Origin of the sequence: Microbacterium terrisoli (assembly GCF_030866805.1) — a bacterium.
Classification (GTDB): domain Bacteria; phylum Actinomycetota; class Actinomycetes; order Actinomycetales; family Microbacteriaceae; genus Microbacterium; species Microbacterium terrisoli.
Map to the genome: position 1 here is coordinate 2,807,214 of NZ_CP133019.1, position 21,392 is coordinate 2,828,605.

Annotated in this window: 20 protein-coding genes; 9 read left to right on the forward strand and 11 right to left on the reverse strand. The window is 69.0% G+C overall.

Translation table 11 applies throughout. From position 1 onward, the window contains the following. The first annotated feature begins 37 nt into the window (after positions 1-37). Positions 38-472, forward strand: coding sequence for a glucose-6-phosphate dehydrogenase (locus QU603_RS12705; protein ID WP_308491748.1), 435 nt, complete (start codon positions 38-40; stop codon positions 470-472). Positions 473-505: 33 nt separating this feature from the next. On the opposite strand, the gene QU603_RS12710 is transcribed toward QU603_RS12705, so the two are convergent. Genes QU603_RS12710 through QU603_RS12720 form a run of 3 tightly spaced genes read right to left on the reverse strand, consistent with a single transcriptional unit; the run spans position 506 to position 2,019 of the window. Further along, on the reverse strand, positions 506-1,291 hold the full coding sequence (locus QU603_RS12710) for an LLM class F420-dependent oxidoreductase (protein WP_308494016.1): 786 nt from the start codon (positions 1,289-1,291) through the stop codon (positions 506-508). A 59-nt stretch (positions 1,292-1,350) separates the two neighbouring features. Then, on the reverse strand, positions 1,351-1,626 hold the full coding sequence (locus QU603_RS12715) for a hypothetical protein (RefSeq protein ID WP_308491749.1): 276 nt from the start codon (positions 1,624-1,626) through the stop codon (positions 1,351-1,353). Positions 1,627-1,683: 57 nt separating this feature from the next. Next, on the reverse strand, positions 1,684-2,019 hold the full coding sequence (locus QU603_RS12720) for a PadR family transcriptional regulator (protein WP_308491750.1): 336 nt from the start codon (positions 2,017-2,019) through the stop codon (positions 1,684-1,686). A gap of 257 nt (positions 2,020-2,276) precedes the next feature. Here QU603_RS12720 and QU603_RS12725 point away from each other — a divergent pair, with 257 nt between their 5' ends. Beyond that, positions 2,277-3,269 carry an o-succinylbenzoate synthase gene (locus QU603_RS12725; protein ID WP_308491751.1) on the forward strand — a complete coding sequence of 331 codons (993 nt, stop codon included), beginning with the start codon at positions 2,277-2,279 and terminating at the stop codon, positions 3,267-3,269. A 24-nt stretch (positions 3,270-3,293) separates the two neighbouring features. Here the strand turns inward: QU603_RS12725 and QU603_RS12730 are convergent, their stop codons facing one another. Then, positions 3,294-3,926: a TetR/AcrR family transcriptional regulator gene (locus QU603_RS12730; protein ID WP_308491752.1), complete on the reverse strand. Its 633-nt coding sequence runs from the start codon at positions 3,924-3,926 to the stop codon at positions 3,294-3,296. Positions 3,927-4,092: 166 nt separating this feature from the next. Between QU603_RS12730 and QU603_RS12735 the strand changes: the two genes are divergently transcribed. Both QU603_RS12735 and QU603_RS12740 read left to right on the forward strand, forming a co-directional pair. Beyond that, the gene (locus tag QU603_RS12735) at positions 4,093-6,984 is read left to right on the forward strand and encodes an MMPL family transporter (RefSeq protein ID WP_308491753.1); all 2,892 of its coding nucleotides are present in this window, start codon (positions 4,093-4,095) and stop codon (positions 6,982-6,984) included. Further along, complete coding sequence (locus QU603_RS12740; protein WP_308491754.1) at positions 6,981-9,137, forward strand: YhgE/Pip domain-containing protein; 2,157 nt, start codon at positions 6,981-6,983, stop codon at positions 9,135-9,137. The genes QU603_RS12735 and QU603_RS12740 overlap by 4 nt, the downstream gene beginning before the upstream one ends. A gap of 348 nt (positions 9,138-9,485) precedes the next feature. On the opposite strand, the gene QU603_RS12745 is transcribed toward QU603_RS12740, so the two are convergent. Further along, positions 9,486-9,887 (reverse strand): MarR family winged helix-turn-helix transcriptional regulator, encoded by a 402-nt coding sequence (locus QU603_RS12745; RefSeq protein ID WP_308494017.1) that lies wholly within the window; start codon positions 9,885-9,887, stop codon positions 9,486-9,488. Positions 9,888-9,987: 100 nt separating this feature from the next. On the opposite strand from QU603_RS12745, the gene QU603_RS12750 reads away from it, so the two are divergent. From QU603_RS12750 to QU603_RS12760, 3 genes are all read left to right on the forward strand, one after another. Further along, positions 9,988-11,043 (forward strand): ABC transporter substrate-binding protein, encoded by a 1,056-nt coding sequence (locus QU603_RS12750; RefSeq protein ID WP_308491755.1) that lies wholly within the window; start codon positions 9,988-9,990, stop codon positions 11,041-11,043. A 63-nt stretch (positions 11,044-11,106) separates the two neighbouring features. After that, the gene (locus QU603_RS12755; protein WP_308491756.1) at positions 11,107-12,573 is read left to right on the forward strand and encodes an APC family permease; all 1,467 of its coding nucleotides are present in this window, start codon (positions 11,107-11,109) and stop codon (positions 12,571-12,573) included. Between the two features lie 17 nt (positions 12,574-12,590). Beyond that, on the forward strand, positions 12,591-13,610 hold the full coding sequence (locus QU603_RS12760; protein WP_308491757.1) for an acetamidase/formamidase family protein: 1,020 nt from the start codon (positions 12,591-12,593) through the stop codon (positions 13,608-13,610). Between the two features lie 323 nt (positions 13,611-13,933). On the opposite strand, the gene QU603_RS12765 is transcribed toward QU603_RS12760, so the two are convergent. Next, a complete protein-coding gene (locus QU603_RS12765; protein ID WP_308491758.1) occupies positions 13,934-14,209 on the reverse strand; it encodes a DUF2277 domain-containing protein in 276 nt (91 codons plus the stop codon). Between the two features lie 125 nt (positions 14,210-14,334). Between QU603_RS12765 and QU603_RS12770 the strand changes: the two genes are divergently transcribed. Then, positions 14,335-15,582: a DUF4232 domain-containing protein gene (locus QU603_RS12770; protein WP_308491759.1), complete on the forward strand. Its 1,248-nt coding sequence runs from the start codon at positions 14,335-14,337 to the stop codon at positions 15,580-15,582. Positions 15,583-15,622: 40 nt separating this feature from the next. On the opposite strand, the gene QU603_RS12775 is transcribed toward QU603_RS12770, so the two are convergent. Continuing rightward, on the reverse strand, positions 15,623-15,844 hold the full coding sequence (locus tag QU603_RS12775) for a hypothetical protein (protein WP_308491760.1): 222 nt from the start codon (positions 15,842-15,844) through the stop codon (positions 15,623-15,625). Positions 15,845-15,933: 89 nt separating this feature from the next. Between QU603_RS12775 and QU603_RS12780 the strand changes: the two genes are divergently transcribed. Further along, complete coding sequence (locus tag QU603_RS12780; RefSeq protein WP_308491761.1) at positions 15,934-16,899, forward strand: GlxA family transcriptional regulator; 966 nt, start codon at positions 15,934-15,936, stop codon at positions 16,897-16,899. A 224-nt stretch (positions 16,900-17,123) separates the two neighbouring features. Here the strand turns inward: QU603_RS12780 and ccsB are convergent, their stop codons facing one another. The 4 genes from ccsB to QU603_RS12800 are packed head-to-tail and all read right to left on the reverse strand — an operon-like array spanning position 17,124 to position 21,382. After that, positions 17,124-18,191: a c-type cytochrome biogenesis protein CcsB gene (gene ccsB, locus QU603_RS12785; RefSeq protein ID WP_308491762.1), complete on the reverse strand. Its 1,068-nt coding sequence runs from the start codon at positions 18,189-18,191 to the stop codon at positions 17,124-17,126. Positions 18,192-18,196: 5 nt separating this feature from the next. Beyond that, entirely contained in the window at positions 18,197-20,017 is a 1,821-nt protein-coding gene (gene resB / locus QU603_RS12790; protein WP_370655304.1) for a cytochrome c biogenesis protein ResB, read from the reverse strand. Beyond that, positions 19,998-20,798 (reverse strand): cytochrome c biogenesis CcdA family protein, encoded by an 801-nt coding sequence (locus QU603_RS12795; RefSeq protein ID WP_308491763.1) that lies wholly within the window; start codon positions 20,796-20,798, stop codon positions 19,998-20,000. Before QU603_RS12795 ends, resB begins: the two co-directional genes overlap by 20 nt. Further along, entirely contained in the window at positions 20,795-21,382 is a 588-nt protein-coding gene (locus tag QU603_RS12800) for a TlpA family protein disulfide reductase (protein ID WP_308491764.1), read from the reverse strand. Before QU603_RS12800 ends, QU603_RS12795 begins: the two co-directional genes overlap by 4 nt. Positions 21,383-21,392: the final 10 nt, after the last annotated feature.

Below are 21,392 nucleotides of genomic sequence, written 5' to 3' on the forward strand. Positions count from 1 at the left end.
CGCGCGTCCGCCCGAACGGAAGCGCGGAGAGGTCCGCATGAAGATCACGAAGACGGCCGATTGGCGCGAGGCCCTTCCATTCGAAGCACCGATCATCGCCGAGACCGTGATGCCGGGCGAACCGGCGCGCTGCGTGACGTGCGGCATCGCATCCGACCCGCTGCCGCGCACCGCGCTGTGGGCGGTCAAGCACCGTCACCCTCACGACCCCGCCGGCAGTGTGCGGCTGTACTGCGCCGATCACGCCCCTCGCGTGGCGGCGCCGACACCTCTCGCGAGCCCTTCACGCACGGTCGGGGCGACCCGTCCGGCCGGCACTGCACGCCCGCCGCGTGCGAAGGCCGCCGCGCGTGCGCCCCGCACTGCCGCAACGCCCAAGCCGATCGAGAAGCCGGAAGCGGTGTGCCCGGACTGCTTCATGGTGGTGCCGCCCAGCGGCATCTGCGGGGTGTGCGGCAAACAGGTCGCCTGACCGACTCTCCTCTCCCCTTCGCCCGAGGGCCGCTCAGCGGTTGCGGGCGTCGCGCCAGCGCAGCCAGCGATCGACGAGCTCGTAGTCCCAGTCGGGGCCCTGTAGGGCGAGCGTGAACAGGCGCACGCCGGCGTCGTGAAGAGCCGTGGCATCCTGCTCATCACGCCGGTGCAGCTCGTTCGACACGATCAGGCCCGACACGTCGCGCTGCTCACGCTCCGCCCACCGCTGAATGACCTCGATCTTGTGCGCGATGCCGTCGGCGGGCACGAAGCTGTGCCAGATGTCGGCGTGGCGGGCCACCAGGCGCAGCGTCTTCTGCTCGCCCTTGCCGCCGATCATGACGGGGATGCGGCGAGTCGGAGCCGGATTCAGCTTCGCCCAGCGCGACTCGATGCGGCGCAGTCCCTCGGCGAGCGCATTCAGTCGCGTGCTGGGCGTGCCGAACTCGTAGCCGTATTCGTCGTAGTCGCGCTCGAACCATCCCGCCCCGGTGCCGAAGATGAACCGGCCGCCCGAGATGTGGTCGAGAGTGCGGGCCATGTCCGCCTGCAGATCGGGATTGCGATACCCGTTGCAGTTGACCAGCGTGCCGAACTCGACCCGTTCGGTCTGCTCGGCCCACGCGCCGAGCATGGTCCACGCTTCGAAGTGGGTGCCCTCGGGGTCGCCGTAGAGCGGAAAGAAGTGGTCCCAGTTGAAGAGGATGTCGACGCCGGCGTCTTCGAGGCGCCGCACCGCGTCGCGCATGTCGGAGTACTGGATCTGTTCGGGCCGCAGCTGCACGCCGAGCCGCACGGGGGTGTCGAGGAGCACGATGCCCAGCCTAGGGCGCATGGCGGTGCGCGCCGGCGCGTGAGGTGCGCCGGCGCGCAGGCTCACGCGCGCGACCGCCGGGCCTTGGCGAACGCGTCGATGACCGCGAGCATTGCGGCCACCGCCATGATCACGAACAGGATCATGATCGCGATCGGCCACAGCGCCGGATTCACCAGCGACACGCGGTGACCGGGCACGAATCCGAGCCACAGGTCCCACAGCACGGCACCGGCCAGCGCGCCCATCAGGATGATGCTCGCGAGCATGTCGCCGAACGTCGCTCCACTCTGCCTCGGTTCGGGCAGCTTGTCGGGCGTCCATGCCTCGCTCGTCATGGTCTCGTGCCCGGTGCGCTCGAGCACTACCGGTCAGTCAGGGGTACGGCATCCATCTCACTTCTCCTCGGGGAGTGCCGCGATGGCATCGGCGATCGCGCGGAAGTCGGTCATGAGCGTGGCGGCCAGCGCCGTGCCCGCACTGCTGGCGCGATAGAACTTGCGCGGCCGGGCCTCGTCGGTGTTCCACTCGCTGGTCAGGTACCCCTGCTTCTCGAGCCTGCGCAGCAGCGGGTACAGGGTGTTCGCGTCGGTCGCGAATCCGCGCCGATCGAGCTCTTCGAGCAGGCCGTACCCATAGCCGGGTTCGACCAGCAGCCGCAGACACGCCAGCACGACGGTGCCGCGGCGCAGTTCCTGCAGATGCGTCTCGAGGATCTCTTTCTCACTCACATCTCACACTGTACTGTGTGGCACACACTACTGTCTAGCAACCATTGATGTCGGACATTTCGCCCGGATCAGATACATGTGAGAACGACATTCACCTTCCGGTTCACACAGCGGGCCACCAGGCGCCGCGCCGACGAACGCGCACTGTGTGAACGCGAGGTTCAACGCGGAAGACGACCGTACCTGTCTTTCGTGGACACGCCGGGCGGCGACACTCAGCCGCAGCGACGCGACGGGCCGCGGTCCAAGATGGGAGGGTGAGGATACCTGAACTGCCCGATCTGCACGACCTGCTCGCAGAGGCACGGGTGGTCGCCCTGCCCATGGCCACGCGGTTCCGCGGGGTCACCGTGCGCGAGGCGATGCTGCTGCACGGCCCGGAGGGGTGGACGGAGTTCTCGCCGTTCGTCGAGTACGACGACGCCGAGGCCTCGGCGTGGCTGGCCGCAGCCATCGACTTCGGCTGGGCGCCGCAGCCCGCACCGGTGCGCACCCAGATCCCCGTGAACGCGACGGTGCCGGCTGTGGCCGCGAACGCTGTGCCCGGCGTGCTGGCCCGCTTCGACGGCTGCCGCACGGCGAAGGTCAAGGTCGCCGAACCCGGTCAGAGCCTGGCCGACGACATCGCACGCGTGCGCGCCGTGCGCCAGGAGATGGGTCCGGAAGGCCGCGTGCGCATCGACGCGAACGGCGGCTGGAACGTCGACGAAGCCGAGCGCGCGATCCACGCCCTGGCCGACGCGGACCTCGAATACCTCGAGCAGCCCTGCGCGACGATCGACGAGCTGGCCGAACTGCGTCGGCGCATCGTGCGGTGGGACATCCCGATCGCCGCCGACGAGAGCGTGCGCAAGGCCGCCGACCCGATCGCCGTGGCCCGCGCGGGCGCCGCCGACCTCGTGATCGTCAAAGCCCAGCCGCTCGGCGGCGTGCGCCGCGCGCTCGAGATCGTCGCCGAGGCAGGGCTGCCCGCCGTGGTCTCCAGTGCTCTGGACACCTCGGTCGGCCTTGCGATGGGCGCGACCCTGGCCGCGGCCCTGCCCGCGCTGGACTACGACTGCGGGCTGGGCACGGCATCCCTGTTCATGCAGGATGTCGCGAACCCTCCGCTGCGGCCGTCCGCCGGAGTGCTGCCGGTGGGCCGCGTGACGCCGGATGCCGAACTGCTCGACGCTGTCACGGCCGGCGCCGATCGCGTGGCATGGTGGACCGCCCGCCTCACCCGCTGCCACGCGCTTCTCGCCGGCTGACCGGCCGGCGGCCTGAACGCGTGCTCAGGCGTCGAAGCCCTCGACCACGGCCGCGGCGAACACCTGCGTGCGGGTGCTGATCACGTCACGGGTGGCCGCGTCATCCAGGCCCGCGATGACGGCACTGACCGAGGTCGCCTCCCACAGCTCCAGCATCGTCTGCGCGAACGCGAGCGAAGGCATGCGCAGCCGCAGGCCGTAGCTGGAGACCAGCTCCTCGACGAGGTCGGCGACCCGGTGGGTCATGTCATCGCCCCACTCGCGGTACGCGGCGGCCATGCGCGCATCGCGCATCGCGCGGATGCGGATCTCGCTCATCAGCAGCACGCCCTGGCGCGTGTCCATCGACGCGTCCACCAGCCCCTGCACGACCTCGGCCGGAGTGCCCGGCTCGGCGTGCCCGCCGGCGATCGCCTTCACGCGGTCGGTGATCACCGAGAGCTTGCGGTCCGACACCGTCGTCATCAGCTCGAGGAACAGCTCGTCCTTCGACTCGAAGTTCGAGTAGAAGGCTCCGCGGGTGAATCCCGCCCGCTCGCACACGGCTTCGACCGATGCCGCGTCCAGCCCGACGTCGGCGAACACGTCGAAGGCGGCATCCAGCAGCCGCGCGCGCGTGTTCTCGCGGCTCCGCGTACCCGTCCCGACGTCAGCCACGGCATCCCTCTCGTCCACAACCTGCAGTTCACAGCCACTGTCATTCACAAGCACCGTCCAGTTTGGACCTTGGTGATGCGATTACGATACACGAATGTATCCGATACACTCCTGTATTGGATACAGCGGCGTATCGAACTGTTCCGCATCTCGATCCGGAGGACACGTGTCCACACTTCTGGCAGCGCTCGGACGCTGGTCGTATCGTCACCCCTGGCGCGTGCTGGTGGCATGGCTGCTGCTGCTGGGGCTGGCCGGCGGCGGCGTCGCGGCCTTCGCGCAGGGCACCGACAACACGTTCTCGATCCCCGGCACCGAGTCGCAGGCGGGCCTCGAACAGCTCAGCCTCACGTTCCCCCAGGTCTCCGGCACGAGCGCGCAGGCGATCGTCGTCGCCCCCGAGGGGCAGAAGGTGGATGCCGCTGCCTTCACGACCGACATCCACGCAACGATCGACCGGATCGAGAAGCTGCCCGGGGTGCTGGCGGTCAGCGACCCGTTCTCGAAGCAGGTCGACGGGCTCGTCTCGGACGACAAGACCGCAGCGATCATCCAGATGCAGTTCAAGGGCCAGGTCACCGATGTCAAGGCCAGCACCAAGGCCGATCTCGAACACGTGACCGACGACCTGCGCGCCGCACTGCCGGCCGGATCGCAGGTAGCTCTGGGCGGAGACCTGTTCGCCACGACGCTGCCCACCATCACACTCACCGAGGCGGTCGGGCTGCTGATCGCCCTGCTGGTGCTGATCGTGACGTTCCGCTCGTTCGTCGTGGCCGGGCTGCCGCTGCTGACCGCGATTCTGGGAGTCGGGCTGTCGATGGCCCTGATCTTCGTGGCGACCGCCTTCGCGACCATCTCGGCGACCACGCCGCTGCTGGCCCTCATGCTCGGCCTCGCCGTCGGCATCGACTACGCGCTGTTCATCATCTCCCGACATCAGGACCAGGTGCGAGGCGGCATCGAACCCGAAGAGTCCACCGCCCGGGCCACCGGCACCGCCGGGTCGGCCGTCGTGTTCGCCGGCGTCACCGTGCTGATCGCCCTGATCGGTCTGTCTTTCGCGCAGATCCCGTTCCTGACCACGATGGGCATCGCCGCCGCGGTCGCCGTCGCGATCGCCGTGGCCGTGGCCGTGACGCTGACGCCGGCCTTCCTCGGGTTCACGAAAGGCCGCATCATCGGCTGGAAGCGGCGACGGCCCACGCCCGTTGAGGGTGGGACTGCGACGGCCGCGGCGAATCGCGACGACGACACTGCCGACGACGCTCCGGCTCGCCCCGCTCGCGGGGCGAGCGGGCAGAAGAAGGGCTTCGCCACGCGATGGGTCGGTCTGGTCACGCGGCATCCCGTCGTCACGACTGTGGCCGTCGTCGCCGCCCTCGGCGCACTCGCGATCCCCGCGTCGAGCCTGGCCCTGGCCCTGCCCAACGCCGGCATGCTGCCGCAGAACTCGCAGGCGCGCCAGTCGTACGACCTGATCAGCGAGCATTTCGGCCCCGGCTTCAACGGTCCGCTGATCATGACCGGCACGATCGTGACCAGCAACGATCCGCTCACGCTCATGCACGACATCGGCGACGACGTCGCCACGCTCCCGGGCGTGAAGACCGTTGCCCTGGCCACCCCCAACGCGACCGCCGACACCGGCATCGTGCAGATCATCCCGACCACCGCCCCCGACGACCCGGCCACCGCCGACCTCGTGCGCGAACTGCGCGCGCAGCACGACCACATCCTCGACACGTACGGCGTCGACATGAAGGTCACCGGCTTCACGGCCGTGGCGATCGACATCTCCGACCGACTCGGCGCGGCCCTCGTGCCGTTCGCGATCTTCGTGGTCGGCCTCTCGCTCGTGCTGCTGACGATCGTGTTCCGCTCGATCTGGGTGCCGCTGAAGGCGACCGCAGGCTACCTGCTGTCGGTCGCCGCCGCGTTCGGCGTCGTCTCGCTCGTGTTCATCCACGGGTTCGGCGCCGACCTGCTGCACGTGACCAAGGTGGGCCCGATCATCAGCTTCATGCCGATCGTGCTCATGGGCGTGCTGTTCGGCCTGGCGATGGACTACGAGGTGTTCCTGGTCTCGCGCATGCGCGAGGACTACGTGCACGGCAGACGCAAACGCGACGGGCGCAGCGACCGGCAGATCGCCCTGGACGCCGTCCGCAGCGGATACACCGGCTCGGCCCGCGTGGTCACCGCCGCCGCGATCATCATGTTCGCCGTGTTCGCCGCATTCGTGCCCGAAGGTGACACGAGCCTCAAACCCATCGCCCTGGGACTTGCCACCGGCATCGCGATCGACGCGTTCCTGGTGCGCATGACGCTGGTGCCGGCGGTGATGGCCCTGCTGGGCGCGAAAGCCTGGTGGATGCCGCGCTGGCTTCAGCGGGTGCTCCCCCACTTCGACATCGAAGGCGAGGCCGTCGAGCGTGAGATCTCGCTCGCCCGCTGGCCAGAACCGCACACGACCGCCGTGGCCGTGGCCGAAGACCTCGAGCTGTCAGACCCCGACGGCACGACGCTGTATCGCGGCGTGACCCTCCGGGTCGAACCTGGCGGCACGCTTGTGCTGAACAGTGGAGACCGCCGCTCGGCGCGCGCGGTCGCGCTGACCCTCGCCGGCCGCGTGGCGCCCACCGGTGGTCGCGTCAAGGTCAACGGGCACCTGCTGCCCGAGCGCGCCGTGTGGGTGCGCGCACACGCAGGCGTGGCACTGCTGGTCGGCACGACCGATCCGGCCGCGGACGTGCGTCGGGCGCTCAAACGCCGCACGAGGCTGCTCGTGATCGACGGACTGGATGCCGTCACCGCGCCGGCCGCGCGTGACCAGGTGTCCGCAGCCCTGCGGGATGCGGCATCCCTCACCCCCACCCTGACGGTGATCGCCACCGCGACCGATGCCGCCGCGGCCCGCACACTGCTGGCGGATGCCGGGCGTCCCGGCGCCGCCGTCCTCGACGTGGCAGCCCCTGTGCACCGGCACGTCGTAACCGAACCCGCACGTCCGACAAGTCAGTCGACCCCCGAGTCGACCCCCGAGGTGACAGCATGACCCTGAACATCGAACGCGCCCGCTCGCGCCGGCCGATCACATGGCTGACGCTGATCGGCGTGCTGCTGCTGCCGGTGCTGATCGGCGGCATCCTTGTCACCGCGCTCTACAACCCGACCGAGCGCCTGGACTCGATGAACGCGGCCATCGTCAACAACGACAAGGCCGTCACGGTCAACGACCAGCTCGTACCGCTGGGCCGTCAGCTCACGGCGGGCCTGGTCAAGGGGTCGGACGAGGCGCCCAGCAACCTCACGTGGACGATCTCGAACACGAAGGATGCCGAGAAGGGCCTGACCGACGGCCGCTACCAGGCCGTCATCACGATCCCCGAGGATTTCTCGGCTGCGGCCGTCTCCAGCGGTCAGGAGCTGGCCGGCAAAGACCACACGGCGCGGCAGGCGACGATCAAGGTCGAGACCGCGCCCGAGGGGCGCGTGATGGATGACGCCATCACCGCACAGCTCGCCCAGACCGCCACCAGCGTCATGGGCGAACAGCTCTCGAGCACCACGATGCAGAACGTCTTCGTCAGCTTCACGACGCTCGGCGATCAGCTGGGCAAGGCCGCCGACGGTGCGACGACCTGGGCGCAGGGCGCACGCACGGCCGCCGACGGCGCCGGGAGCCTCGCCGAGGGCACTCAGCAGCTCGCCGGCGGCGCGACGAAACTCGCCTCGGGCGCGACACAGCTGGCCTCGGGCGCCGACGGCATCGCCGGTGGCGTCTCGAAGCTGTCGGACGGGGCTTCGCAATGGGCCGGCGGTGCGCGCTCTGCCGCCGACGGCCTGAAGACCTGGGCCGGCGGCGCGACGCAGCTGGCCGGCAGCACCCGTCAGCTCTCGACCAACCTCGCAAAGATCGCCGGCGGCCTGTCGCAGGCCCCGCAGATCCCGCAGCAGGTCGTCGACACCGCGCACCAGCTGGCCGCCAACAGCGATCAGATCAAGACGAAGGTGTCGGACACCGTCGCCCAGCTCGACGCGCTCGTGGCGCAGTGCGAGGCCGACGGTGCGTCCGCCCAGCTGTGCGCAGCGCTGCAGCAGGCGGCAGACACCGCCAACGCCGCGCTGCCGCAGATCAACGGCGTCATCGACCAGTCCGATGCGATCGCTTCCGGCGTCGACGGGCTGAGCCAGCTGCCGCAGGTCGCAGCAGGCCTGTCGCAGGTCTCCGGGGGCATGACGCAGGTGGCCGGCGGCATGGACGGTCTGGCGTCGGGGGCTGCGGATGCCGCGGCCGGCGTCTCGACGCTCGCGTCGGGCGCCGATGGACTCGCGTCGGGTGCGTCGCAGGCATCGGGCGGTGCTGCGCAGTGGGCATCGGGCGCGCGGACGTGGGCGTCGGGCACCCAGACGTGGGCCGACGGGGCCAGCAAGGGCGCCGACGGTGCGCACAGCCTCGCCGGCGGGGTCGACAAGCTCGCCGGCGGCGCCGACACGATCGCCGCGGGCCTGCACAAAGCATCCGACGCCCTGCCGTCGTTCACCGATCAGCAGGCCAAGAGCCTGGCGACCGTGGTCGCCGACCCGGTCAGCGCGAAGGGCGTGGGCGAGAACATGTTCGGCGCGTCGGCGATTCCGCTGCTGGCGATGCTCGCGCTGTGGTTCGGAGGCCTCGGATCGTTCGTGGCCCTGCAGGCGGTGTCGCGGCGGGCACTGACCTCACGTCGCGCATCGGCGATGCTCGCCCTGCGCAACCTGGCCCCGGCGGCCGTGATCGGCGCCGCGCAGGGGCTGCTCGTGGCCGGAATCGTGCAGATCGCCGCGTCGTACGACTGGGGAACCTGGTCGATCTTCGCCGCCGTCTGCGTCGTGGCCGGCATCGCCTTCGCCGCGGTCAACCAGGCACTGGTGGCCGTGTTCCGCGGGGCCGGTCGCTGGATCGCGGCGCTGATCGGCGTGCTGGCGGTGGCCACCGGCGTGGTCTCGACCGTGCCGGGCGTGCTCGTGGCGATCGCGAGCGTGCTGCCGACCTCGCCGGCGCTCTCGGCGGGCCTGGCCGCGCTGACCGGCTCCGCCGGTGTGGGCGCCGGCATCGCCGGGCTGCTGATCTGGGCCCTGATCTCGTTCGGGGCGACAGTGGTCGTGGTGATGCGCCGCCGCACGACGAGCGTGAAGGCCCTGGTGCAGGAGCTGCCGCTGGCCGCGTGACCGCCGCCCCGCGGTGAGCCGCCGCGGGGCCCGGCCTGCGCGCTGGCCGCCACGCCATGCGCGCTCCCGCTCGGCGATGCCCGCTCCCGCTAGGCGATGCGCGCTCCCGCTAAGCGATGCCCGCTCCCGCTAGGCGATGCGCGCTCCCGGCCATCGGCGGCGCGCTCGCCCCCGCGCGCCGGGCCGGCCGCAGCGCACCTCGCGCACACTCACGTCTTGATGCTCCACACGCATCAAGACGTGAGCGTGCACGCGGCGCGGCATCCGCGGCGCCGCATCCGCGGTTCAGTCGGCGCGTTTTACGCGTCAGACCGGCCGGAACGGTAATTCACGCCGACCGAACGCTGGTTATGTGGCCGCGCCGGGGCGTGCAGCAGTCGCTGCCTCCCAGGCCGCCACGATCGCGTCCATGCGGGCCAGGCGCTCCGCACCGCGGTCGGAGACGTGCACGGTGATGCGGCGCCGATCGACGACGCCGGTGTGGCGGAAGACGCTGGCGGCATCTTCGAGGGCATCCACGATGCGCGACAGCGTCGGGCGCGGAATCTGGGTCGAGGCAGCGAGCTCGCCCATCGTCATCGCCTCGGGTCCAGCCGCGCACAGCGCAGACAGCACGCGCCACTGATCGACGGTCGCGCTTTCGTCGGCGAGCGCCGTGTCCAGCACATCGATCAGCGACTGCTGTGCACGAATCGAAGCAAGCAGCGTCAGCGCGAGCGAACCGGCGCTCTCGGACCTCGCCGTCTGCATCGCCACCGTCCTCTGCTCTCGCCTGCCGCTCTCGCCCGCCGCTCTCGCCCGACGAACCGGTCAGATCGCGTGCGGCGTGTCACGCGCCCATACTGGGACCATGACCTCAGCGGTCAGCATAACCTCTCCGATCGAAGCGATGCTGGGCGGGCCGCGCCCCGACGCCATCACGCTGGGTGTCGTCGCGTCGCTGAGCGGCGTGATGGGCGTCGCCGGGCCCGGGATCGTCAACGCCGCACAGCTTGCCGCGGAAGAAGAGGCGGCCGTGCTGGACCGGCCGGTGCGCTTGGTCGTGATCGATGCCGGACAAGGCCCCGCACAGACAGCACGCGATGTGGATGCCGTGATGGGTGGCGCAGGACTCGACGGGCTCGTGGGTGCGCACACGTCGGACGTGCGCGTGGCGATCGAGCGCACCATCGTCGGACGACTTCCCTACGTGTTCACGCCGCCGCACGAACTCCTCCACCCATCGGGCCGTACGGTGTTCATCGGGGACGGTCCCCTGGCTCAGCTGCGAGAGCCCGTGCGCAAGCTCATGGGCGACGGCCGCGCACGCCGGTGGGCACTCATCGGCAACGACTACGTCTGGCCCCGCGCCATGCACACGGCCGCGCGTGCCGTGATCGGCGACCTCGGCGGGCAGGTGGTGTACGACCGGCTCGTCCCGGTGGGAGTGACGAATCCCGACGAACTCGTCGATCACGTGTCGCGCTCGCGCCCCGACGCCGTCTTGGTCTCGCTCATCGGACGCGACGGCATCCTGTTCCATCGGGCTTTCGGTGCATCCGCCGTGTCGGGCTCGTGCCTGCGACTGTGCACCGCGCTCGACGAGAACTGCCTGCTGGCCGCCGGCGGGGACGAGACTGGCAACCTGTTCTCGGCGATGCCGTTCTTCGACGTCGACGACGGTGGATTCGACAGCATCCACTCTGCGTACGCGAGCCGCTACGGCGCCCTCGCACCGACGCCGGGGGCGTACGCCGTCGGCTGCTACGACGGTGTCAGGCTTCTCGCCGAGGTGGTGGGCCGTCGAGCCGACCTCACACAGATGAGGGCGAGGTCCTATGCCGGATTGCGGACGCGCGGTTCCGTGAGCTTGGCCCGTGCGGCGGGAACGTGGCTGGAACCAGTGGCGGCCGGCGATCGTCCGTAGTAGCGTGGCAAACAATTTCCACGTGAAAATATCGCTTCGCAGGCGAAGCGGATAGGACCGCTCATGACCCCCACCCCCGACGCAGACCCTAACCCGAGTGCTGCGGGCATCGCAGACCACGCCGACGCGATCGAACAGTTCGGCTACAAGCAGGAGCTCAAGCGCACGCTGACGTTCTCAGACCTGCTGATCTACGGATTGATCTTCATGGTGCCGATCGCACCGTTCGCAATCTTCGGCAGCGTGTTCCAGCAGTCCGGCGGCATGGTCGCGCTGGCGTACATCATCGCCATGGTCGGCATGATGTTCTCAGCGAACTCGTATGCGCAGATGGCACAGGCGTTCCCGATGACCGGCTCTGTGTTCACGTACGTCGGTCGCGGCACCCACCGCGGTGCCGGGTTCGTGGCCGGATGGATGATCCTGCTGGACTACATCCTGGTGCCTGCGCTGCTGTATCTCGCGGCCGCGCTGGCGATGGCGAGCTTCGTGCCCGACGTACCCGTGTGGGCCTGGGTGATCGTGTTCGTCGTGCTGAACACCGTGATCAATTACTTCGGCATCACTCTCACCGCGCGCGTGAACAAGTACATGCTCGTGGCCGAGCTCATCGTCCTGGCGATCTTCCTCGCGGTCGGCATCTGGGCCGTCGCATCCGGCCGCGGCCACTTCAGCTTCGAGGCGTTCTTCAATCCGCACACCTTCACGTTCGCGGTGGTTTTCGGCGCGGCATCCATCGCCGTTCTGTCGTTCCTCGGATTCGACGCTATCTCGACCCTCGCCGAAGAGAACGCGGGCACCAGCAAGCAGCTCGGCCGCTCGATGGTGTTCTCGCTGCTGATCGTCGGCGCGCTGTTCGTGGTGCAGACGTGGGTGGCCGCGATGCTCGTCGAAGACCCTTCGACCCTCATCGCGAAGGGGGATGTCGCCGGCACCGCGTTCTACGATGCGGCGGCATTCGCGGGCGGACCGTGGCTGGGCGTGCTCACCGCGGTCGCGACGGCGATCGCGTGGGGCTTCGCCGACGCCATGGTCGCCCAGGCGGCCACGAGCCGCCTGCTGTTCGCGATGGCCCGCGATCGTCAGCTGCCGAAGTTCCTGCGGCAGGTGAACCGCAAGCACAAGGTGCCCACCAACGCGACGTTCCTCGTGGCGGCGATCTCGCTGGCGATCGGCATCCCGCTGGCGTCGCTGCCCGACGGGCTCACCGTGATCTCGTCGCTGGTCAACTTCGGCGCCCTGACCGCATTTCTGATGCTGAACGTCGCCGTCGTGTGGTGGTTCGTCGTCAAGCACCGTTCGCGGCGCTGGTTCCTGCACCTGGTCTTCCCGGTGCTGGGCTTCCTCGTGCTCATCGCCGTCGTGTGGAACGCACAGGTGGCCGCGCAGACGCTCGGCTTCATCTGGCTGGCGCTGGGCATCGTGCTCGCCATCATCCTCGGTCTGAGGGGACGGCTGCGCGACCCGCTGTCGATGCAGGCGGCTGAGTCCGCAGAGGCCGAAGACGACGCGCACGACGCCGAGAAGTGATCGAGGAGAAGGTCCCCATGAGCATCCATGAACTGAGGCCGGCGGCGACCGACTACGCGTATGTGTTCGGAGGCACCGAGCCGAAACTGCAGATCCGGTCCGGTGACATCGTGGAGGTCAGCACCGAGGACTGTTTCGGCGGGCGGGTCCGCTCGGCACAGGACCGGCCCAGCGAGGTCTGCGACTTCGAGAAGCTGAACCCTGTGAGCGGGCCGATCGCCGTGGAGGGCGCCGAACCCGGCGACATGCTGGCGGTGCACTTCATCGACATCCGGCCGTCGCGGCCGAGCGCGGTGTCGGTGACGTTCCCCTATTTCGGGGCACTGACCTCAAGCCACGAGACTCCTACTCTGCAACAACCGCTCGAAGAGCGCGTATGGTTCTACGACCTCGATCTGGACCGCTGGACCGCGCACTTCCGTGCGCACACATCGGAGTACGAGCTGGAACTCCCGCTGGACCCGATGCACGGCGTCGTGGGCGTGGCGCCGTCCGGCGGCGAGGTGCGACTCGTGGTCACTCCGTCATCACACGGGGGAAACATGGACTCCCCCGAGGTGCGCCGCGGCACGACGCTGTATCTGCCGGTCAACGTCGCCGGCGCCATGCTCGCCCTCGGCGACGGACATGCGCGTCAGGGCGAAGGCGAGGTCATCGGCACTGGTCTGGAATGCGCCATGAATTCGGTCATCGCGGTCGAGCTCGTAAAGGCCGCAGCGCCTGCCTGGCCACGCTACGAGAACGACGACTTCGTCATGAGCACGGGATCTGTGCGCCCGCTGGAAGACGCGTTCCGGCTGAGCCAGAAAGACCTCGTCGAGTGGACGGCGTCGCTGACCGGCATGGATCTGCTGGACGCATACCAGCTTGTCAGCCAGCTCGGTCTGGCGCCTGCCGCGAACGTCTGCGACCCCAATTACACGATGGTCGCGAAGCTGCCGAAGTGGGCGCTGAGGGATGCTGAGGCCTACGGCGGTGCCCACCGAAGGCTGCGTGCGGCCGCGGACGCATACCGAACAGACCACGGCACCAGCTGACACGGCGCCGAGCTGGGTCGAACTCAGACCGACTCCGTACCCGAGGCGCAATGCACCGTTGCGCGCACTCAAATCTTGATGCTCCACGCGCATCAAGACGTGAGCGTGCGCGGCGTGTCATCCGCGGTTCGCGTCATCCGTCATTCAGTCGGCACGTTTCACGGTCTTGACCCGCTGGCGGCGGTGAATCGCGTCGACCGAACGAGCCACCCGAAATTCAGTCGGCACGATTTACGGGTTCGACCGGAACGGTAAATAGCGCCGACTCAACCCCGCACGGGATGCCCGCAGCCAGCCGCCGTGAGGCAGAGCACGGCGCGCCGTCAGGCGGCGTACCGCCCCGACGCGATCGCCCGGGCGCGCTTCTTCTCGGCCTCCTCTTCGCGATTCTTCGGCGGGGTGGTGGCCACGAGCGCGTCGAGCAGGTGCTGTGTCGCGTGGGCGATCTCGGCGACGGCATGATCGAACGCGTCTTGGTTCGCCTTCGAGGGCTTGGTCGTCCCGGCGATCTTGCGCACATACTGCAGTGCGGCCGCCTGCACCTCGTCGGAAGTGGCTGCCGGTTCGAAGTTGTGCAGCGTGTGGATGTTTCGGCACATGCCGCACACGCTACGCGAAGCGGCATCCATCTTCCAGTGGCCGGCCCGTCGCTCCTGCAGGGTTCACGAATCCACGACGATTAGAGTCAGGATGCCGCAGCCGCACGCACACGAAGAGGAGCGTCATGCCACGCAGACTGATCGCGGGAATCGTCCTTGCCGCTTTGTGGCTCGCCTCCGGCTGGTTGCCCTACGGCCTGACGACGATCGGCGGTTCGGCCTCGACGCTGGCGCGGCTGGTCCCCTCGCCGATGCGCGGCGGATTCTTCTCAGCCCCGTTGGGATGGGCGGTCGTGCTGTACGTGACCGCGATGCTGCTGATCGTGGTCGCGTACGCCGCGATCTCGTCCTGGTTCGCGCGCGGCGGACGGGTGCCGTTCGCCCCCGGATGGCTGGCGGCGATCCTCACCGGATTCGTGCTGGGCGCGGTGCTCGACCTCGGCAACCTCATCGCGTGGACGGCACGGATGGGCATCGGCGGCGCGATCGGAACGATGGGAACGGCAGCCCTCACGGTCTTCTGGGCGCTGGTCGTGGGGTGGATCCCCGCCCTCGTCGTCGCGCTCGGCGTCCGCCGCCGTGCGGAGTCCGCGGTGACGACACCGAATGCTGCGGCATTCGACGAGTCCCTACCGGCGGCAGGCGCCCTCGAGACCTCGGGGATCGCCGGCCCGGACCGCACGCCGACAGCCGCCGCACCCGCGAGCACGTCCGCGCGCACCACGAGCGTCCTCATCGTGAGCGCGCTGGCCGTGGTCGCCGCCGTCGCCCTTCCGCTCGTCGACCAGGGCGCGCACGCCGCGACCCAGGCGCAACTGCGCCAGCAGCAGGCGACGTCGCAGGCCGAGGCATCCGCCAACGCCGACCCCGGGGGCGCGGCGCCTCGCGATCCGAACGCCGTCGGAGACCCGGTGCCCACTGTCGCGACCTCGACCACTCCCCTGCCCGCCGACGCGTGCACGCCCGAGAATTCCACGCTGCTCGCGCCGGGGTCGGATGCCGCGACCGGCCACCGCCTGCAGACTTTGCAGCTGGTGAACAACACCGACAGCGCCTGCACGGTGACGGGGTATCCCGATGTGGCGTTTGCAGATCAGAACGGCCACCTGCTGCCGGTGACCGTCGAGCATGGCAGCTCGTTCATGGCCACCGACCCGGGTCCTTCGACCATCACCGTCAAGCCCGGTGAGTCGGTGCATGCAGGGATCGGGTGGGACGCGAACTCCATGCAGGGTCAGCTCGCCGCGCGCACCCTCTGGGCGGCGCCCCAGCCCGGCGCCACGCGCGTGTCGTGGCCGGTCGTGCTCGACATCGTCGCGGGCACGACCGTGCACGTGACGGCCTGGGAGACGCGGGCGCCCGCCGCCGGCTGAGGCGGTGCGGCACCGACCCGGCAGTTGAGGCGGGATGCCGTCACCTCGGCACGGCCTGCGGGCGGTGGTGCGCGACACGGCCGGATGCGGCGACGATCGACTGTCGCGGCGCCGACCCCGCGGATGAGTCCTCCGGCGGACCGTACTCGGCGACGCGGGTCTCGTTCGTGGGCACCGCCCGATATCCATCGCGGCGCAGTTCGATGACAGTGGCGACCAGGCCCCAGATCGCGAGGCCCGCCAGGACGACGATGATGAACATGGCAGAAAGACTATGCTCGACAAAATCCCGCCACGAGTGGCAGAATAGTCAATGTTCGTCACAATCCTGCCATCATGAGGAGTGCACACATGAAGACCGTGGCCTGCATCATCGACGAGGGTTTCGCTCCGTTCGAATTCGGCGTGGCCTGCGAGGCGTTCGGACTCGATCGCAGCGACGACGGCGTGCCCAACTTCGACTTCCGCGTCGTGGCGCCGCATCCGGGTGCCGTGCACTCGAAGCTCGGCTTCTCGGTGAACGTCGAGCACGACCTCTCGTTCGCCTATGAAGCCGATCTCGTCATCTTCTGCCCGATGCCCCGCGAGAGGTGGGGGAACGTCGATGCGCGGCTGATCGCCGTGGCGCAGGATGCCGTGGCCCGCGGCGCGTGGACCATGAGCGTGTGCAGCGGCGCTTTCGCCCTTGCCGCGGCCGGTGTGCTCGACGGGCGCCGGGCGACCACGCATTGGATGTATTCCGGCGTGCTTGCCGCCATGTATCCGCAGATCGACGTCGACCCCGATGTGCTGTTCGTCCAGGACGGACGGATCATCACCAGCGCGGGCACGGCCGCGGGGATCGACGCATGTCTGCACCTGCTGCGGATCGAGCTGGGCGCAGAGATGGCCAACCGCATCGCGAAGCGCATGGTCGTGCCGCCGCAGCGCGACGGCGGTCAGGCGCAGTACATCGATCGCCCGCTGCCGGCTGTCGCCGGCGACTCGCTGTCGGACATCTCTGCCTGGGCGGTGCAGAATCTTCGCGACGAGTTGTCGGTTGACGAGCTCGCGCGCCGCGCCCACATGTCGTCACGCACGTTCGCACGCCGGTTCCGCTCCGAGTTCGGCATGCCGCCGGCGACGTGGCTCACCCGCCAGCGCATCGTCGAGGCGCAGCGGATGCTCGAACGCACGGACCTCGGCCTTGAGCAGATCGCCGCCGAGACAGGCTTCGGCTCGGCCGCCGTCCTGCGCCAGAACTTCACGCGCGTGCTCGATACGACCCCGAGCGCATATCGTGCACGGTTCTCGTGCACCGCGGCGATGGCCGGATGAGTCCGCCGCACCCGGGCGCGCAGCGCACGAGCCGACGCAGATAGTCGACGCCACGAATCTTGGCCAGCCAGGGGATTCCTGCGCGAGTGAGGGGAAGCTCGGTGAGACCTGAGACGTCGCCCTGGGTCTCACCAAGAATCCCATGGCTGAACGAAGGAGCATCGCGTCCGGGTGCCACCTGGCGCTCGGCGACCGTCTCGCTGCGCTCCCTCGAACGAACGAACTCAGTTCGTCAGGCCGCTGTAGGCGTGCAGGCCCTTGAAGAAGACGTTGACGATGGCGAAGTTGAAGATCACCGCGGCGAAGCCGATGACCGACAGCCAGGCCGACCGAGTGCCGCGCCAGCCGCGCGTCGCACGGGCATGGATGTACCCGGCGTAGAGCACCCAGATGACGAACGTCCAGACTTCCTTCGTGTCGAAGCCCCAGAACCTGCCCCACGCGTCATTGGCCCAGATGGACCCGGCGATGAGGGTGAACGTCCAGAAGATGAAGCCGACGATTGCGAAGCGGTAGGCCAGCGACTCCAGTGCCTCCGACGATGGCAGCGTCTTGAGGAACCCCCACGTGCGCACCGGCTTGCCGTCGGCGACGATCAGCTTGTGCTCGCGACGCGTCTGCATGAGCTGCAGCAGCGACAACCCGAACGTCAGGGTGAAGAACGCCGTAGCCAGCGACGCGACGAAGACGTGGATGACCAGCCACGGCGACTTCAGCGGGTCGACCAGCGGCGCCACGACGACGTAGAACGCCAGCACCGATCCGCCCAGAAGCAGCACCACAAGGCCCGTCACGAGCGCGCCCAAGAAGCGCAGGTCGTACCGGAACAGCACTGCCAGGTAGACCGCGACGACCAGCAGCATGCCGGTGAGGGCGAATTCGTACATGTTGGCCCACGGCACACGGCCTGCGGCGACACCGCGCAGGACATCGGCGCCGAGGTGGAAGAGGAAGCCCAGCCACACCAGCGACGTGCCGATGCGCGCGAACAGCGGCCGCACCCGCTCGGCGGGAGCGATCGCGAACGGCGAAGGCGACGAATCGATCGATCGGTTCACGGCGCCGGCGGGGCGTTTCGTCTCGCCGCGCGCGCTCGAGGACCGAGCCGAGGCCGCTGCACCGGCAGCAGCGCCCACGAGCTGGCGCTCACGGGTGAGGGCGGCGGCATCCTTCGCATCGAGCGCCTGCGCCGAGCGGCTGGCCAGGTCGATCGTGTAGGCGACGAATGCGAGGGCATAGATGGCCACGGCCGTCCACACGAGCAGCACGGAGATCTCATCGAGCGAGGGCATGGCGATCAGTCTACGCTCGGGTTCTTCGGGCTCGGCTCGTCGGTCGACGCGTTCTCGTCACGATCTCCCAGCCCGTCCGAACCGCCGCGGGCAGCGGCATCCCGCCCCGCCGGCGACCCGGCGTCGAACGCCTCGCCGTGCCTGCGCGCGAGCGCGTCGACGGCTCCCCCGAGAGTCGGGTCCTCGCCACGGGCGAGACCTGCGTATTCGAGCGTGAGCACCGAGCCCTTCGGTGTCGCCTTCACCCACATGCGCCGGCGCGGCATGAACAGCGCGAGCAAGAGGCTCAGCACCGCCAGCACGGCGAAGCCGAGCACCCACGGGCCCGACACGTCGCGATGGATCGACAGCGACACGAAGCGCTTGACCGACTGCGACGAGTCGGTCGCACCCAGCGGCGACTCGTCGTCGAAGGTGATCGAGCCCAGTCCGTCCGGCAGCTTCTGCGTCTGCCCCGGTGCCAGCTCGATCGGCTTCACGTCGGTGGAGCCTCCGGTCAGCTGCGTCATGCCCGTGGTGTCCAGCGCATAGACCGACTTCGGCACGCCGTTGTTGATGCCCAGGTCACCTTCATACACGTTCATGGTCAGCAGCGGGCTCAGCAGCGCCGGATAGGCCGATGAGAACGTTCCGTCCTTGTGCTCCAGCTGCGTGGGGTAGAAGAACGAGACCATGCCGATCTGCTTCTTCAGCCCGTCGGGCACCTTGATGATGCCGAGCGAGGTCAGGTTGTTGTCCTGCGGCAGGAACGCGATGCTGTCGTGGAAGACGACCTCACCGGCGGGGTTTCGCACCGTGACGGTGGGCGCATAGCCGTTGCCCATCAGATACACCCGCTCGCCCGCGATGCCCAGCGGGTGGTTGACGAGGATGGTGTCGTCCACGGACTTCTGCCCCGGCAGCGTGGTGGTCATGTGTGCGACGAAGTTGCCGGCCTGACCGCCGTTGGCGGTGCCGAACGGCACATAGGTGACGTCGAACTTGTCCAGGCGCATCGTGTACGGCGTGAGGTCGTCGGGATTGACGAACCTGCCCGGGTTGAACGACGAGTAGTCGGTGCCCACCGAGTTGACGAACGTCGTGCCCTGCACGATCACGCGCTGTCCGGTGTAGGTGAAGCCGCCGCCGAAGCCGACAGCGATGATCACACCCAGAATCGCGATGTGGAACAGCAGATTCCCGGACTCGCGCAGGTAGCCGCGTTCGGCCGAGACCGACACGGAGCCCCGGGACTCGTAGCGTTGCACACGGTATCCGCCGGCTTTGAGCTGCGATGCGGCCAGGTCGATGGCGCGGGATGCCTCGCCCTCGGCGTAGGCTGCGGGCTCGGCGTCGCCGGGGGCGAGTTCGACGAGCGTCTCGCTGTGGTGGGCAAGCCGCGCCAGGCGCGCCGGCGTGCGCGGCGGACGGGTGCGCAGAGCCTTCAGGTGGTGCTTGAGTCGCGGGATGACGCAGCCGATCAGCGAGATGAACAGCAGGATGTAGATCGCCGAGAACCACACCGACGAATACACGTCGAACAGCTGCAGCTTGTCGAGCACCGGCGCGAGCGTCGGGTTGTCCTGGAAGTACTGGGTCACACCGTTCGGGTCGGCCGTGCGCTGCGGCACGATCGATCCGGGCACTGCTGCGATCGCCAGCAGCAGCAGCAGCACGAGCGCGGTGCGCATGCTGGCCAGCTGGCGCCACCCCCACCGCAGCCAGCCGAAGAAGCCGAGCTGCGGCGAGACGATATCGGGTCCGTCGTCGGTGTGGTCGACGTGGTCGGCGGGCCGCAGCGGGTCGGCCGCGGCATCCGCCATCGGATCAGAGCGCGGGTGTGACACTGAAAAACACTCCCGTCAGTTGTGACATGAGAACTCCCCACACCCCGGTGACCATCAGGACGCCGAGGACGATGAGCACCGCGCCACCGATCAGGTTGACGGTGCGGATATGGCGGCGCAGGAACGTCACCGAGCGAGTGGCCCAGCCGAAGCCGAGCGCGATGAGCAGGAACGGAATGCCGAGGCCCAGCGAATACGCGAGCCCCAGGACGGCGCCTCGGCCGGCCGAGGCCGAATCCAGCGACATGTTCAGGATCACGGCGAGCGTCGGGCCGATGCACGGCGCCCACCCCACCCCGAGGGCAAGTCCCAGCAGCGGTGCGCCGACGAGTCCGAGGTTGCCGCGCACCTGCGGCTTGAACGTGCGCTGGGCGAACCCGAACAGGCCGATGAACACGAGACCCAGCAGGATGACGATCACGCCCACGACCCGGGTGATGACGTCTTTGTACTGCAGGAAGAACAGGCCCACGGTGCCGCTGAAGATGTTCACGGCCATGAACACGACGGTGAACCCGGCGATGAACAGCAGCACACCGCCCACCAGCCGGCCGCGGGCAGGGGCGGCCACCGACGTCTCGACGGCGACGGCGGCCGCCCGGCCCGCAGAAGCCGGGGCGGATGCCGCAGGCCGCTGGCGCGGGGTCACCGCTCCCCCGATGAACCCGAGGTAGCCGGGCACCAGCGGCAGCACGCACGGCGACAGGAACGAGACGAGACCTGCCAGGATCGCGATCGGGATCGCGACCCACAGGGCACCGCCCGCGATCAGTGCGATCACGACTTCTCGTCCAACGCGGTCGTGATCAGCGCGTTCAGGATCGACGGATCGGGCACCGGGCCGATGATGCGCGCGGTCGGCCGACCGTCCTTGCCGAGGATCACCGTCGACGGAGTGGCACTGAGCGGCACGATGTCGGCGAACGCCGCGGTGACCGACTTGGTGTCGACGTCGATGACGCTCGGATAGGTGATGCCGAACTCCTTCGCGAAGCTCTGCGAGGTGGCGGCCTGGTCGTACGTGTTCACGCCGAGAAAGGCGACATCCTGCCCGGCGAAGTGCTGCGCGGACTCTTCGAGGATCGGAGCTTCGGTGCGGCAGGGTGCACAGTTGGCCCACCAGAAGTTCACGACCGTGACCTTGCCCGCATACGTCTTGTTCGACACGTCCTCGCCGTCATCCAGCGTGCCCGAGTAGGCGATCGCCTTCGGCTGATCACCGGGCTTGTACTCGTGCACGGTACCGTCCGCGGAGATGAAGCCCTTACTGTCGCCGGCGCGGTACTGCTGGGCGAGGTCGCCCCCCGCCCCGCTGCAGGCGGTCAATCCCGCCACGAGCATCACAGCGGCGGCGATGGATGCCACGCCCCGGACC